Annotated in this window: 11 protein-coding genes; 5 read left to right on the forward strand and 6 right to left on the reverse strand. The window is 35.9% G+C overall.

Translation table 11 applies throughout. The annotated features are described in order from the left end of the window. Positions 1–19: 19 nt before the first annotated feature. The 3 genes from AsFPU1_RS16795 to AsFPU1_RS16805 form a co-directional block, all read right to left on the reverse strand. Positions 20–643 carry a class I SAM-dependent methyltransferase gene (locus tag AsFPU1_RS16795; protein WP_124971287.1) on the reverse strand — a complete coding sequence of 208 codons (624 nt, stop codon included), beginning with the start codon at positions 641–643 and terminating at the stop codon, positions 20–22. A gap of 34 nt (positions 644–677) precedes the next feature. After that, the gene (locus AsFPU1_RS16800) at positions 678–1,592 is read right to left on the reverse strand and encodes a hypothetical protein (RefSeq protein ID WP_124971290.1); all 915 of its coding nucleotides are present in this window, start codon (positions 1,590–1,592) and stop codon (positions 678–680) included. 185 nt (positions 1,593–1,777) lie between these two features. After that, positions 1,778–3,043, reverse strand: coding sequence for a glycosyltransferase family protein (locus tag AsFPU1_RS16805; RefSeq protein ID WP_124971293.1), 1,266 nt, complete (start codon positions 3,041–3,043; stop codon positions 1,778–1,780). Between the two features lie 90 nt (positions 3,044–3,133). Here AsFPU1_RS16805 and radC point away from each other — a divergent pair, with 90 nt between their 5' ends. Beyond that, positions 3,134–3,865 (forward strand): RadC family protein, encoded by a 732-nt coding sequence (gene radC / locus AsFPU1_RS16810; RefSeq protein ID WP_124971297.1) that lies wholly within the window; start codon positions 3,134–3,136, stop codon positions 3,863–3,865. Positions 3,866–3,940: 75 nt separating this feature from the next. Here radC and AsFPU1_RS16815 read toward each other — a convergent pair whose 3' ends face one another. The 3 genes from AsFPU1_RS16815 to AsFPU1_RS16825 form a co-directional block, all read right to left on the reverse strand. Next, positions 3,941–5,032: a glycosyl transferase gene (locus tag AsFPU1_RS16815; RefSeq protein WP_124971300.1), complete on the reverse strand. Its 1,092-nt coding sequence runs from the start codon at positions 5,030–5,032 to the stop codon at positions 3,941–3,943. 103 nt (positions 5,033–5,135) lie between these two features. Then, complete coding sequence (locus AsFPU1_RS16820) at positions 5,136–5,546, reverse strand: CAAD domain-containing protein (protein ID WP_124971303.1); 411 nt, start codon at positions 5,544–5,546, stop codon at positions 5,136–5,138. 444 nt (positions 5,547–5,990) lie between these two features. After that, the gene (locus tag AsFPU1_RS16825) at positions 5,991–6,866 is read right to left on the reverse strand and encodes a 6-pyruvoyl trahydropterin synthase family protein (RefSeq protein WP_124971306.1); all 876 of its coding nucleotides are present in this window, start codon (positions 6,864–6,866) and stop codon (positions 5,991–5,993) included. Between the two features lie 591 nt (positions 6,867–7,457). Between AsFPU1_RS16825 and AsFPU1_RS16830 the strand changes: the two genes are divergently transcribed. From AsFPU1_RS16830 to AsFPU1_RS16845, 4 genes are all read left to right on the forward strand, one after another. After that, entirely contained in the window at positions 7,458–8,501 is a 1,044-nt protein-coding gene (locus AsFPU1_RS16830; RefSeq protein ID WP_124971309.1) for a metallophosphoesterase family protein, read from the forward strand. 101 nt (positions 8,502–8,602) lie between these two features. Continuing rightward, positions 8,603–10,285, forward strand: coding sequence for a CHASE2 domain-containing protein (locus AsFPU1_RS16835; RefSeq protein WP_125061143.1), 1,683 nt, complete (start codon positions 8,603–8,605; stop codon positions 10,283–10,285). A gap of 132 nt (positions 10,286–10,417) precedes the next feature. Further along, the gene (locus AsFPU1_RS16840; protein WP_172957424.1) at positions 10,418–11,137 is read left to right on the forward strand and encodes a DUF928 domain-containing protein; all 720 of its coding nucleotides are present in this window, start codon (positions 10,418–10,420) and stop codon (positions 11,135–11,137) included. Between the two features lie 197 nt (positions 11,138–11,334). Next, positions 11,335–15,924, forward strand: a complete 4,590-nt coding sequence (locus AsFPU1_RS16845; protein ID WP_124971321.1) for a CHAT domain-containing protein — start codon at positions 11,335–11,337, stop codon at positions 15,922–15,924. Positions 15,925–16,195: the final 271 nt, after the last annotated feature.

The following is a 16,195-nucleotide window of genomic DNA, read 5'->3' on the forward strand; positions in this document are numbered from 1 at the left end:
TACGGGCTAATCTTTAATTTTATTTGGTTCCTTGAACCACTTGCAAACTTCCTCCAGCATAAAGACGTTGGTGACATTCACGCCACCCTAAAGTCTTCAGGTCAGCCACTAAATCAGTTTTTAAAAGTGACCAAGCGGTTTCAGTTTCAAACAGCCAGATAAAAATAGCTAAAGAGGGCCAAAATAAAGGATTAGTCGGTTGATGTAAATCTATTAAAGTAAAAATTCCCCCAGGTTTCAAGACCCGATACACTTCTTTGAGAATTTTTTGTAGTTGTTCGGGTTCCATTTCATGTAAAGCAACACTGGTATGAACTACATCAAACTGTTCATCAGCAAAGGGCATTTGTTCGGCTAATCCCTCCACATAGGAACCTCTCGGAACTGCTTGTTTAGCCCGTTTAAGGGCATTAGGAGAGGCATCAAGACCTGTTACCTCAGAAGAACGTTCTACTAGAAAACGGGTGGCTTGACCCCCGCCACAACAAAGATCTAAAATTTTTGTGTTGGTATCAATGGAGATATCTTGCAGAGGGAGTTGATGAAATCGGGTTTCACCTCCAACTGCGATCGCCGCCAAACGAGAAACGGTATTATATAACCAAGGATACTGATAACTCCAGGTTCTTAAAATGGTTGCCAACGCTTAATATCTCCCTCAATAAAACCCCTTACCATTAAAGACGATCATGCCAATTATTATTTAACTTCCGTTCAGGGTTAGCAAAAACTTCGGTAGGCATGGTACGAAACTGAGTTTTTACTTCTAATTGTAAACTACTTTTAAGTCTTTTGAGGATTTCCGAGGGACTTGTCCGATAGGCTGTTCTTAAAAACGTATCAATATCTCCAACTTCGTCTTTGGGAAGAGAAGCAAAGAAAATATCGACTTGTGAGTCTCCCCAATTTGTCGCTTGAGTTCTTCTAGCTGAAGGCAGATTTGCTTGACGTAAGGCAGTAGGTCCACTAGCTTGGGTACCTGCAATGACTGGTAATGCGCCACCAAAACGGGGTAATGATAAAGACTCAATGGTTTCAGGAGAGGGACTAGCTACCCCGATTGTTCTAGTTCCGACAGTTCTCGGTTGAGATACCCTATAGGAAACAGGGGGAGGTGCTATAATGCCTGAATCGAGGGGTTGACTGAGATCTTCAGACGTAGTATTACCAAAATCATAAATCCCTTGATATACATTAGATAATTCTGTTTGCGGCAAAACCGGAACAGCCTTGACTTCCTTGTTATTAGCCCTTGCATCTAATTTTAACCGGCCAAAAGACGATATCACAGATTGTATAGATATAGAACTGTTATTTGCAGAAGGTTGAGTCACTTGTGCAACCTCAAAATAAGTCTCATTAAGAGCAGTAAATTGTTGTTCTGTCACAATTAATTGACTTACTAGATTAGATGTGCTTAAATCATCAGATCTGAAAAAATCATTGGCTAAAATTGGCTCAAATCCTGTAACATCACTTCCCCCCGCCTGAAAAGTACCAGCAAGGGTTATGATGGGGAATAGGTTAAGAAAGCCTAAAAAAATAGCACTTCCGATAGTAATATTTCCCAGTTGAAAATTGTAATGAGACATCAGACATTTCCTGATATATTTTAAGTGATCAATTTTAGAAGTTGTAGGCCGATGCATTACCCACAATAACTTCTTAATAAGAGTTTTATCCTTTAAATTAGCAATGCTCATTCTAGGTTTATTTATAATTACCAAATTAGGCTAAAAAACGGAAAATTGTTAGGGTAATTTTCAAGAACAATCAGTTAAGAATTAAGAAAACTTAATTGTCGCTCAACTATTTTAGCTATTTTTAGGGCTGCACCGGGCTGTCCCCTAACTTGTGATAAGCGATCGCGGATATTATCCAGCTTAACGGGATTGTTTAACCAGTCTAACACTAATTGAGCTACCTCGTCCGCTTGGAGTTCTCCGAGTAATTCAGGTACGATTTCTTCTTTGGCCCAAATGTTAGGCCAAGCATATAACCGTCCTTGTTTAATGATAATGGTATTAATCACTTTTGACAAACTTGTCCCTATTAGGGGTAAATTAGACAAAATTCCGGGAATTCCGTCCCAAGTTCGCATGGCATCCAGTTGTTGAATGGGCAATAATATAATCATGGGTAGTCCTAATGCTGCTAATTCTGCAGTATTTGCTCCTGCAGAAGTCAAAGCTAAACAACAGTGACGCAGACGCTCATAAGCGGGAAATTCCGTAATCAGTTCTACTTGTAACCCATCAGGAGTCTCTAGATAGGAAGATTTTCCTGTATTTGGGGTCGTAATGACTAATTTTCCCCTAATTCCTCCCAATTTCCTCACAAAAGGATTTTTTTGAGGATCAGCAAAATTGGCTAAAGTAGTTAAATCTAGGGTAGGGGCCACAGCAAGGATAAAACGAGTTTGGGGTTTTTGTTGATGAACTGCTTGCGCGATCGCCAAACATAAAGGAACCCCCTGGGTCAACTTTCCGGGTTTAGACCCTGGTAAAAGAGCAATAATCGGAGAATTGACTAAATCCTGGGATGAAGTAGCAATAGGAGCCACATTAGCCATTAAATCCCCTACTACGGTAAATTTATCTTGATAGGATGGGGGGATAGAGTCAATGACTGAAGCATTCATGACAGCAAAGTGATCAATAGCACGATACCAACGAGCTTCCCATTCTGCATAGATAATAGTACGATATCCTAAGCGTTTGCCTAAAATTAGGGGAAAAAATTGATCCCCTCCTAAAAATAGAACAATCCCTTGTTTTCTCCAGTCCCAATTTTCGGCAGTTTTTCCCCACAATAAAAAGGTAAAAAAATGTTCACTTGATTGTACCCGATCTACTTCTGAATAACGACTAGCGATCGCTGCTTCTTGTCCGGTAGCATGGGGACAAATGGACAATATTACAGAAATTCTAACTTGAGAACGATCATGTCCCAGGATATCCCGTAAAGCTTTCACTACGGGACGAACCCAAGTTGTGACTTCTCCTGGGCCATTAGAAAGAATTAGGATATCAATGGGTTTCATTTATATTGTGTGTTTATATTTGTTTACAATCACTGACACTCCTATAAAAATAGACTATAAGCGAAATATTCGTACTTAACTGTTGAATCGATGACTTATAGCCTAAGAATTGCGGATATTCCCTCTAGTGAACGTCCTCGTGAACGTTTAATTGCCCTTGGTGCCAATAGTTTGGCCACTGCCGAACTGTTAGCCATTCTTTTAGGTACGGGACAGGGTAAAGGTAAATTATCAGCAGTGGGACTTGGCCATTATATCCTGCAACAATTAAGTCAGCATCGTCGTGATCCTCTTGATGTTTTGCGTGATATTAATGCTCAGGAGTTGATCAAGATAGAAGGGATTGGCCCTGCTAAAGCTACAACTATTTTAGCAGCGATCGAGTTAGGAAAACGAACCTTTCAGATCAGACCTTTAGAAAGGGTAATCATTGAAAATCCAACGGCAGCAGCAGCAGCTTTAAGTCATGATTTGATGTGGGAGTCTCAAGAACGTTTTGCGGCTATTTTTTTGGATGTTAAAAATCGTTTAATTGGCATTAAAGTGATTACCATTGGAACAGCAACTGAAACTTTAGTTGAACCGGGAGAAATTTTCCGAGAGACTCTTAAACAGGGGGCAAATCGTTTAATTGTAGCTCATAATCATCCTTCGGGTAATCTTGAACCGTCTCAAGAAGATATTAATTTGACTCAAAGATTATTAGAGGGTGCTAAAATTTTAAGAATTTCTTTGTTAGATCATTTAATTTTAGGAGAGGGTAATCATTGTAGTTTACGCGATTTAACGGATTTATGGACAAAATATCCTCAAGATGATTAAAAGTCCCTGTATTATAATTAAACGTTAGCTTTTTGATCATTAGCTTTAAATCATAGGAGAAGCTGCTGTATTTATTTATTTAAAATATTCAACTACAGCACAAGCAATAACTTCTGCACCATCTTTAGATAAAGTTTTACCAATTTTTGGTCTATTAAGAGGTGTCAATAAAAAATCCCAATTTCCTTGATAAAAAGTTTCAGTATTAATAATCTGATGATCTGCATAATTTTGAATTCCTTCTAATAAAAAAATCGCCTCAGCAAAATCATTTCTGGTTAGAGAAACAATGGGAACATCTAAGCGCATTGTTTCTGAAAAGGTACTAAATCCAGGTTTAGAGACAACTCGACCACAAATGGGCATAAAATCCACAGGTCTTAATGAAGTTTCTGTAATTTTGGTTAAATTAGGTAATTCGGGTGCTTGACGATCAAATGTAATAAATTGCCAATCAGAAAATCTAGATAAATTATGATAAGGAATTTGGTCTAATCCTAAGCCCCCAAAGGTTAATAAAACAATCTGGTTACGAGGCGCAACTAACTTAAATTTATCTCTTAATTCTGCTTCTGTATAATGGGGATTTCCCCCCGTTAATCCCACATCAATGATAGAATTAAAGGCGTTCATCGGTTCAGCCATGGGTAGACGAAATAAGCGATCGCATTGTTGATAACATTGACTAATTTGATCAGCAATTATTTGAAAATCATCGCCCCAATCTCTATAAATAAAATCCCAACCAAAATTACTCATCATCCAACAAGGAATATTAGCTGTTTTAGCAATTAAAGCAGCCAAGGGGGGAATATCAGCTAATATTAAGCCAACCTTATTGGTTTTAATAAAATTAACTTCTGAGGCAATTATTGAATTCTTTTTAGAAAAAATTTCTTGATTCTTTTTGAGAGTTTCTGTTTGATCCATTTTTAAACTATCTGATTGAATTACTCCCACATCAAAAGCACGAGGACGATAAATAAAATCTCCAGGAATATAAGCTTCTAGTAGCCATCTTGGGGCAGTTGTGACAAGGATTAATAAAATATTAGGATTTAATTGTTGAATAGCTGCTGCAACAGCGCAAATACGCACAGCATGACCAAAACCATGACCAGTAGCAGCTAAATAAACAACAGGTTGAGATTGATGAGAAAGTGACATAATTTAGATAGTGATGGGGTGATGGGATGATAATCTATTACTTATTAATAAAAATCCTCCGTACTGTAACAGCCGGAGGGATTAGAAAAGTAAGCTCTTTTGCTTAGTCGTTGTCGCCAAACATTTGATTTTTTAAAGCATCAAATTCAGCGAGCAACTCTTGACGATTAGAAGCTTTCCATAAATAACGCCAAACAAACCAAGCTGTATAAGATAGCCCTACTAATTGTAAGATGGGAGATAATAAAGGAATATCATCGATCGCGCCAAGAATAGCGATAGTAATTTTGACACTGATGATACCTAGTAACAGAAGACCAAGAGTGGTCAAAGGTTGTTTGTATTCACTGAAAAATTGTCCGATATATTCAGGCACTTTAGCCAAGATATCGACAACAGGTTCGATCCATTCTTGCCAAGGTTGATCCCCTAAAGAGGTTTTTTGAGTCATGGCACCAGGTAAGTCAGTACTAAGATCTTTGGGTGTGGTTTGTTGTTGAACATTGGATTCCATTTTTAACTTATCCTTATCTAAGATTGGCGGGTTTTGAGCAAAAAGACAGTCGCACTATTTAGCAGACTATCTAACCTCTGCTCATATTATCAGACACCTTTGAGGCCTGGATCGTTTCATTAAGCTAACTGTATTTACCGCTCAACTAAACTTACTCAAACTTAACTATTAAGTAGGCTTTGCCTAGTCATTCGTAGTGGGTAAAGCACCACTGGGTTAAACGGCAAACCCTTTATTCCCTTTTTTTAGTCTCTGTATTTACCCCCTTAAAAGAGTGAGAGGGAGAACATAGGAGAGTAAATTGATGTCCGACACGGCCTAGACTTCCCCGTAGGGGCTGGTTTTTAACAAAATTTGAAGATTCTAACAAATATGTTAGATAAACCCGCCCCTACACCCAATTTTTCCACACTTCCCACACTCCCTATCACATCAGGCAAATCCTTATTTAATACCCGTTAGGGCAGGTTCTCGATAGGACAATATTTCTTGGGGTTGAAGGGACTGGTTACAGTAAATTTCACAAGAGTTATTAGGACTCTCAATTAATTTTACCTTATCAAGTTCGGCACCTAATTCTTGAATGGGTTTTTGTAGTAATTGGGCAATATGTAGGGCAATATTTTCGGCAGTGGGGACAACTTGGGCAAAGTAGGGGATATCTTTGTTGAGAAAACTATGATCAAAGGGTTCGACCACATAGTCATTAATCACCTGGTGCAACCCGTCTAAATCGACTAACATACCCGTACGAGGATCAATTTCTCCGGCGACAGAGACTTCTAAATGATAATTATGTCCATGGCCGTGAATACGGGCGCATTTGCCGTAAATTTCGCTGTTTTGTTCTAAGGTTAATTCGGGTAAGGCTAACCGATGGGCTGCACTAAAATGGGTTTGAACAGTTAATGTGGCTTTCATAGCGTTTCCTTGATAATCTGCCCATAATTGGGGATGTTCAAATACCTGGATTTTGACGAGGGGTAAACGGGGGGCTAAACGTTGCCAAATGACTCTAGCAATGTTTTCTGTGGTGGGTAAGGTGTCTTCAAATTCTGGCCAAACGTCGTTAAGATAACCGTAGTCTAATTGACTGGTTACTTCTTGTTTAATCACTTTTTTGACGATAGACAGATTTTCTACCATGCCATAAGTGTCGATTTCTCCTACTAAAGAAACAGACAAGACGTAATTGTGTCCATGACCTGGAAATTGACTGGCTACCCCGAATTTTTCCCTATTTTGGGCTTCATCCCATTCTGGCAACCAGTATCGGTGACTCGCTGAAAATTGAGCGCGACGGTTGATAATACATTGCATAGGTTTGGTCAAAATTAGGAATTTTGTAAAGTTAAGTAAACTTTCTCTTTCTTTTAGGATATCATTGTTTGCTGAGAAATTTTTGGGATCTCCCGTACCTGCCACCCGAACTACATATACTCCTTTTCCAACGACCTCTCAGACTGTACCATCATCCCCCATTGTTTTTAATGTTGTTGTCTAGGATGATAAAGTGGCGATCGCACATCTGAGTCTTTTGACGAGTTGATGTTGGCAATTGAGTAAAACATTAAAAGCCTCTCGCTGTGAGTTAGCCACGTCTACGCCACCTGCTCTACTTGGGGAGACCCCAAGACCGCAGTGGCTCCTTTTAAGGCGTGGCGGTTGAGCGAAACGGGGTTTTAACCGGTGTGTATCCTTCGATATGCTACAATAAAAAGCGTGAGTAAGAACAAGGTTGGTCATAATAATATTTTGCTAGATATGGTGAAATTCCAGCCAGTAAGAGACGGGGTAAATCCTACGACTATGGGACAGGCAAGCAACGCAGCAAAAAGGAGTGATTTATTGCCGTAACTATTGGTACAACCACTCGGAAAGCAATTACTTAAAAGTAAGTCCAGAGGTGAAATGGAAGATCATGTCTCTGATGTCATCATGAATAACATTACTTGGCTTCACCTCTCAGATTGGCATCAAAGAGGAAAAGATTTTGATAGAAGAATTATACGTGATGCTCTAATTAAAGACATTAAAAATCGAGTTCAAATTAGTCCTCAATTAAAAAAAATTGATTTTATTATTTTTAGTGGCGATGTAGCTTGGTCAGGAACGTCAGAACAGTATAGTGGAGCGATCAATGATTTGTTTGATCCGCTCTTACAAGTTACTGGATTACCTAAAGAGTGTCTATTTATTATTCCTGGTAATCATGACTTGGATGAAACTGAATTTAGATTTTTACCAGAAGGAATTAAAAACCCTTTTCAGACTGAAAACGAGGTTCAACAATGGTTAAATTATGAAAAAGAACGTAATTATTTGTTGACCCCTTTTACCGCATATCAACACTTTGTTACTACATATACTGGTCAAGAGAGTCCTGGATATGCTAGTATTCGTCAGTTAGAAATACGGGGACAAAAAGTTGCTTTGCTTGGTCTAAACTCAGCTTTAATGTGTAGGCGAAATAAGCAAATATCATCTGATGGAGAGAAAGTTAATGATAATCGCTTTTTGATAGTAGGGGAACATCAAATTTACAATGCTTTAAATAAAATAATAGATGATGATCTAAAAATTGTTGTACTTCATCACCCATTAGACTGGTTAATTGAGTTCGACCAAACTCGTATTGAAAGTCGGCTTCTGAGCAATTTCCATTTTCTCCTTCATGGACATCGACATTATCCACAAATTAGAACTGGAAATAGTTCAGAAGGAGATTGTGTCATTATTAGCGGTGGAGCAAGCTATGATCGACGTATTCCAACAGATCCACGCTATAATAGCTCCTATAATTTTGTACATCTTAATTTTGAGAATGGAAAAGGAAATGTCTATTGGCGTCGCTGGAGTGATAGGCGAAACGGAGGAGCATGGATTGAAGATACAGAGACATATAAAGATGGACAATATGAATTTCCCCTTCCTCAACAACTACTCCCAAAGTAACAACCCCTCAGCCTCGATATAAAACAAATGGGACTGGGGGGGAAACAACTGTTATTAACCCAGCGAATCTTGAAGAGTATAATCTACTTCTTCAAGATATCTTGAGTATTTATCCTTCAGAGCAACAAACTGAAATTAAAATTATTTTTAATGAATTAAACTTAACTCAAAAACAACTAGAATTAGTCAAAAAAATAATAAAAGCCTCTCGTAATCAAATATCTTCGCCACAAGATGTAAAAGAGATAAAGTTACCTATAGTAGTAGAGTTTTTAGCTCAGCTTGAATCTAAATCAAAGAGATTAAGCAATAGGTTAAAAAATAATCCTGAAATTAAGTCTGAGCAAATAGTAACTCTTCAAAAAATTCCCAGCATTATAAAAGCTTCTTCGCAATATAATCAGAAAGAAATAACATCATCATCTCTTATTCTCACATTTGCTTTACCTATTATTTCATTAAGTTTACATTTAAAATCAGAAGCAGAGTTAGAAACAGAATATAATATTAATTTTAAAGAGTTAGTAAGAAAACTTCAAAGATATAGCAATCCTGTAAAAAATTATTTAAAAGTTTTTTTTATAGCATTGTTACTTTTTTTTCCAATAATAATGGAAAGAATAACATCCCTAGAAGTGTTTTTAAAATGGGAATTAAAGGTATTTGATACGCTAACACAACGAAAACCTTTTGAAAAACCAGATTCTCATTTATTAATTGTTGAAGTAACAGATGATGATCTGCAACGATATGGGTATCCTATACCGGATAATACATTAAGTCAGTTAATCAATAGACTACAAAGACATCAACCAGCTATCATAGGGATTAATATTTTGCGTCTCAACAAAGTAGAAAATGATGATAAGGTAATTTATGTTTGTAATCATCAAATTGAGACAAATGATCCTAATAGTAGAGGCGATTCTGCTCCATCTGACGTTTCAAATGATCATATAGGTTTTAGCGATATCATTGAAGACTCAGATAATGTTATTCGTCGTCATCTTTTGTTTCAAAAACCATATGCCACATCTCCTTGTCAAACTCCATTTTCTTTTAGTTTTTTATTAGCAGCATATTATTTAGAAGATAAAGGAATTGAGCCAAAGACAACAGTAGAAGGTTATACAAAGTTAGGTCAAACAGTTCTAAAAAAAATAACAAATCATACATGGGAACAATCAATAAACTGGAATATTATTACAAAAAATTTCTTTCAATGGTTTAACATTAATCCAGGATTTTATCAAAAAGAGGATTTAGGAGGATATCAACTGTTGCTAAATTATCGTTTCACCAAAGATAAAAGTATTGCCACAAGGTTGCCATTCAATTCAGTCATGGAAAATAAGTTTTCATCTGATACAATTAAAGATAAAGTTATTATTGTTGGCTATACTCAGAAAATTTATAGTCAGGATGTGTCTACACCATCTAGTAGCTTTTCATACAAACAAATACCAGTAGTAGAACTGCAAGCACAGATGGTTAGTCAGATTATTAGCGCAGTTTTAGATAAGCGTCCTTTACTATCATTCTTCCCAAAATGGGTTGAATTTCTCTGTATTAATATTATTCTTATTATAGGAGGTTTAATAGCTTGGATTTTTCATAATAATTGGACTGGGTTACTATTAAGCAACAGCGCAGCAATTGTTATTTTAGTAATATTCTCTTGGATATTATTAATTTCTGGTTACTGGATTCCATTAGTTCGCTCAATTTTAGCCTTTATGATTAGTAATATAGGGACAATATTATTTTTAAATAAGTTTAGATAAACCTTAGGGGTTAACTTAAATGCTCAGATTTTTATTATAATGTGGATACAATTCAAATTCATTAACTCATTTATCAATCTTTTCTTATTTCTTATCTGCACAAGTTGTAGTATAAATACTAACTCTTTTTCTATGGAAAATAAATCAAAACCCAATCCCACTGTAGAAGAAAACGACTCTAACCGCAATCCGAAAAAAGCAGCATTCAATTACAATCCTCCAGTAGATGATGCACCACAAAAGGGTAGAAAAGCTACAGCAGGAAGGGATGATTGTCCCACTGTAGACAAATCTCTAATCGCTTTAGTTCCTGAATGGCATTTAGCACTAACAGCAGAAGAAACTCCGATTTTTTGGTTTTATATTCCTTATCCTTTTACTATTCCTCAATCAGCAGCAATAGTTCTATGGGATGAACAACAAAATAAGGTTGATGAAGCAACTGTTTCGATTACTAATACCCCTGGAATTATTAGCGTTCGTTTACCAAAAACAGTTTTGGAAATTGATAAAAGGTATAGGGTAGACTTTTCTGTAAATTGTCTTGATAGAAATAGTAACACTTCTAGTAGTCAACCAATTGTCAAGAGTTGGCTAAAAAGAGTAGCTTTAGATAATAACTTGATTAATGAGTTAAAATCAGCAACAACCCCAAGAGAAAGATATATTCTTTACGCTGCTAATAGTATTTGGTACGAAGCATTAACCGAATTAGCTCAACTTCGCTATAATCAAAGTGATGCTCAACAAATCGTAGAAGATTGGGAGGAGTTATTGAGTCAGCCGGAAATTAATCTACCTGAATTAATATCAGAGCCTATTATTAACTGCTGCAGGTTAAAGGAAAATTGATTTTGATAAACAGTAAGTCAATCCGACTCATTAGACTTCTTGCAGAAGTCAGCCAACGCCGCATCTGGCAACAGGCAACGCCAAAGAAGAATAGATGCTTTCAGCATCGGGATTTATTACTTTTTGACTTTTGCAAGACCCAAACTGGGCTGCATTTACTATTATTGGAGAAGCTTATTAATTTAGACTAGATAATTATGCGACTTTTAAAACTATGCTTGATTACTCTTTTAACGTTCTTGATTGTCGTAGGAGTTCCTTGCTTAATTGATGGAACGTCTCTTTCTATATTACCAATTTTATCTCAAACAACAACAGAACGAACGATGGAAGCGGATAGGTTATTAAACGAAGGAATTAAAAAGTTAGCCAATATGGAGGCTAATCAAGCTGATTCAATTTTAACTCTGTTTCAAAAAGCTCTAACAATTTATCAAGAAGAAAAAGACAAAAATGGAGAAGGACAAGCTTTTAAGAATCTTGGGATTTTTTACTATCAATTACAAGATTACTCTCAAGCTCTCAACTATACGCAACAAGCTCTAAAAATTGCTCAAGAAATCAAAGATTTTGATTTAGAAACAAGAGCATTGACTAATGAAGGACTAATTTATTATAGTCAAAAAACTTATCCTTTAGCCATTCGTTCATATGAGGAGGGCTTATCTATTCTGCAAAAAATCAATAGTCCAGAACTAGAATCAAAACTTAACCATAATTTAGCCAATGCTTACAAAGATTCAAAAAACTTTTCTCAGGCGATAACTCACTATGAAAAAGCCTTAGTACTAGCCCGTAAAATTAATAGTCTTCCTGCACAATATCTGATTTTAGATAGTTTGTCAGAAGTTCATAAAAATTTAGGTAACAATAGTCAAGCGAATGAATATTCTCAGCAAGCTTTTGAAATACTTAGGCAAATAGAAACTAATAAAATGAATAATCTACCAAAACAAGAAATAAAAGGGATTATAGTTCCTTCTAGATATAAGATTTTTCTTGAGGGAAAAATAGATGATAAACCGTTTGATGTTATTTCTGGAACTCTAGAAATTCAACCAGCTTCAGAGGGAGATCCTAATCCATTTTTGGTAGCACTTTATATGGACAAAGTTAAGCCTGAAGAACTCAAAATTGGGAGTTTATTTTGGCAATCTTATTCTCCAGGTCATCCCCAAGAAAAAGAACATTTTAGTCGCATTTCTATTAGTAATAATCAAGTGAGTATGGAAATTAATCCCAGTGAAGGATTCCGAAGTGATGTCACATGGTTTATCCAAGGGTTACTCGGAGAAAATCTTCAACAATTACAACAAGAATTAGATCAAATACAGGAACAAATTAATCAAGTTCTTGAAGAACAGGGTCAACCCAGAACAGAAACAGGTTCCTATAAAATCCCTAATAAACCTACTTTTGCCGGAGTTGTCCCTAAAAGTGGATTACTAACTTTTTCAATTCAAAATAATCAAATTTTAGGAACGATTGATGCTTCAGGAATTTCAAGTGATGGTAAACAAAGTCGTTATCAAGCTAAATTTACGGGGCAATTAATAGAAGAACAATCAAAGAATAATGATGTTCAGACTTCTTTGAAAAAAGATGATTTGAATGGCAAGCCAATGATTGAGGCAAGTAACAAAAAAAATCCTTTGTGTTCTTTCTTTGATAAATTTCTAGCAAAAACAACTAAAGTAAGTGCTAAAGATGATTTTATAAAAAAAAAGAGTAATGCTCTTTTTTCCCTTTCAGGTATCAAAGAACCTCAATTTAAAAGTCTTCAGGGAGCTTGGTGGGGAACAGAAAATTTATCAGAAATATTTTTGGAAGCAAACTGGGTATTTTTAGATGATAATACCTTTATTTTTATTCCTCCTGTAAATGCTAACGTAAGAAAGGATTTATTTCCCTTATTGGGTAATTATTCTAATGTTAATAATACTTTGAAAATTAGAGGAGAACAATCTTCTTCTGGTACAGCGACTTCTCTCGATGGTACAATTAAATTACAAGGAAAACAGGCTTTCTTGGATGTTATTTATGTTGTTACAAGCATGGACTCCCAAAGAATTGTAAGGGTTTCTCAAACACTCTTAAAAAACAATAAAAATATTACTTATAAGTTACCTAAAACAGAAATAGAAGGAATAAAAATACCTTCTAGTTTTAAAATTTCTCTTCAAGGAGAAACCAACGGTAAATCCTTTGGACAACTTTCTGGTATTCTTAAAATAAAACCCAATGATTTAAGCAACAATTCTCATCCTTTTATCGTAACATTAAAAACAGATGCTAGAAAAAAAAATGGCAGTATTTCTTGGATAACTCAAGGAGCTTTATCATTTGCAAACAGTCAAATAACAATAGATAATCATCAAGTTACTTTACAGCTAAAACCGAGTTCAACAATATTTTCTGATCTCAATTGGTGGACATTACCGTCTAGTCAATCTAATGAATTAAATAATTCTCTTTTAATCTTTACAGGGACTGAAGGAGAGTTAACTTTTACAATAAATAATAATAAAATTTCAGGAACAATTAAAGGAACAGGTAATAGTTCAGGTTTTTACTCTAGCAATTATCAAGCAACATTTACAGGAGAAACAGAAACCCTTCCCCCTAGTTTTCAAGGGGTTTGGCAAGAAAAATCTCCTAAAGATTTTCAAAAAATTACTTTAAAACAAGAAGCAGAAAAAGTTTCTGGAACTTATACTGGTAATGGAGGTGGAAAAATAGAAGGATTTGTTACAGGAAACCGATTAGATTTTACTTGGAAAGGGTTAGATAAAAGACAAGGAAATGGTTTTTTACGAGCCGTTTCTAGCGGTAGAACGTTAACAGGGATTTGGGAAAATGTAAACAGTTCAACTCAGAAAAAAAGTTTTCTCGCCGAACGAACCAAAGACTCTTATCGAAATCTTGAGATTGCCAAAGAACTTGCTCAAGATAAATGGTATCTCAAAGATTGGGGAGCCGATTTAGTTCTTGAAGGTAGATGCGAACAAGCATTGTCTCCCTTAGAAACAGCATTGAAATTATACGAAAAAGAAAGACAAAATCTGCAAAACGATATTACGACAACTTATAGTTATCTTTTAGATGAAACAAATATTATTAGAAATCTGACTTATTGTTATTTTCAACTACAGGATTATCAGAGTTTAATTGCCAGTTTGGACAATTCATTAGAAGTCCGAAAGACAATGATTCAAACACAATATTTATCTCTTCCTATTGGTCAACAAGCTATTGATATTCGGCAAGCCCTTGCAACCCCTGTAGAAAATTGGAGAAAACGATTAACCGAAGATGCGGATAAGATTATTGCTTTGGATAAAGCACAACCATTTCTTCAAAAACTAACTACATATTTAGTCGAATTAGATGCCCAAGAAGAAGCTTTATTAGCCTCAGAACTATCTAGAGCAAGAGCCTTTGCTGATCTTTTAGAAAAACAAGTTTCTTCCTCTACGTTAAAAAGAGTGATTAGTGCTAATCCACCAACTATTAAACAAATCAAGAAAATTGCGAAGGAACAAAACGCAACCCTTGTAGAATATTGGGTAACAAAAGGCGATTTAAACACTTCAAATGAGAAACAGAATCAAAAACCAAAAGTTTATATTTGGGTTATTCAGCCAGAGGGAAAAATTAATTTTCGCTCCGTTGATTTAACTTTTTCCAATCAATCTCTCAATCAAATTGTGGCAGAAACTCGCAAATTCATGGGGTTAGGAGAAGCAACTCGTGGAAATGCTATTGAGTCAACTTTTAAGTTAGGTGATTTAGTTAGACTTAAAACAGATCCTCTTGAGTATGTACGCGAGGTCGTTAGGGTGAGTCCCGATGGTAATTCTATTACTGTCAGATTTGCCAATGCTCCCAATGCACCTATTAGAGATGTTTTAGCAAGAGAGTTAGAAAAAGTTGCTTCTGGGACAAACAAAAGATTACAACAATTATATAAACTTTTGATTGACCCGATCTCTCAATTTTTACCAACTAATCCAGAAGCTCATGTAATTTTTATTCCCCATCAAGAACTCTTTCTGTTGCCATTTCCTGCCCTTCAAGATAAGCAAGAAAAATACTTAATTGATAACCATACGATTCTTACTTCTCCAGCCATTCAAGTTTTAGACTCAACCCATCATAGACGACAGCAAATTACAGGAAAAGCACAAGAATCTGTTATTATTGGAAATCCTAGTCCAATGCCTGGAAACTTTGCTCCGATTCAAGGGTCTGAAGAAGAAGCCAAAACAGTTGCTCAACAGTTAAAGGTTAAACCCTTAATTGGCACAGAAGCAACGGAAAAAAATGTTAGAGAAAAACTGTCTCAGGCAAGGTTAATTCATTTTGCGACTCACGGCACGTTCGATAATGAAAACCCCTTGCAAGGTTTGATTGCACTAGCTCCTTCAGGCAATGAATATAACGGAATGTTTACGGCTGAAAAAATTCTTAATTTGGGCTATTTACTTAATGCTGAGTTAGTGGTTTTGAGTGCTTGTGATACAGGTCGAGGTAAAATTTCTGGAGATGGAGTCATTGGCTTATCTCGCAGTTGGATGATAGCTGGGGTTCCTAGTATTATAGTATCTTTATGGCAAGTACCTGATGAAAAAGCAACTCCCCTATTAATGGAAAAATTTTATCAAGAACATACTCAAAAAAATTCAAATAAAGCTCAAGCTCTGCGAAAAGCAATGCTAGAAACTAAAACTCAACATCCTGAACCGAAAAACTGGGCTGCATTTACGCTTATTGGTGAAGCAAAGTAAGATTGAGATCCTGCACCAAGCGTCGAACTCAGGTTACTAAGTTTTATTCTAGAGTAATTCTAGCTCCTAACTCTCAAACCTAATCAGAAAAGCCTTTCTGATTAATAACCATGTAACATATTTGTATCTTTAATATTATTTTTTTACCCAAAAACCGTAACATTCAATACAAAACACCAGCAAAAATGTTCATCATGAACAAAAAAGACTGAGAAAGATTCTTAATAAGGAACGAGAGAATGGGGTTGACAGAAGCATACTACTTATTGTA

This window comes from Aphanothece sacrum FPU1 (assembly GCF_003864295.1).
GTDB classification, from domain to species: domain Bacteria; phylum Cyanobacteriota; class Cyanobacteriia; order Cyanobacteriales; family Microcystaceae; genus Aphanothece_B; species Aphanothece_B sacrum.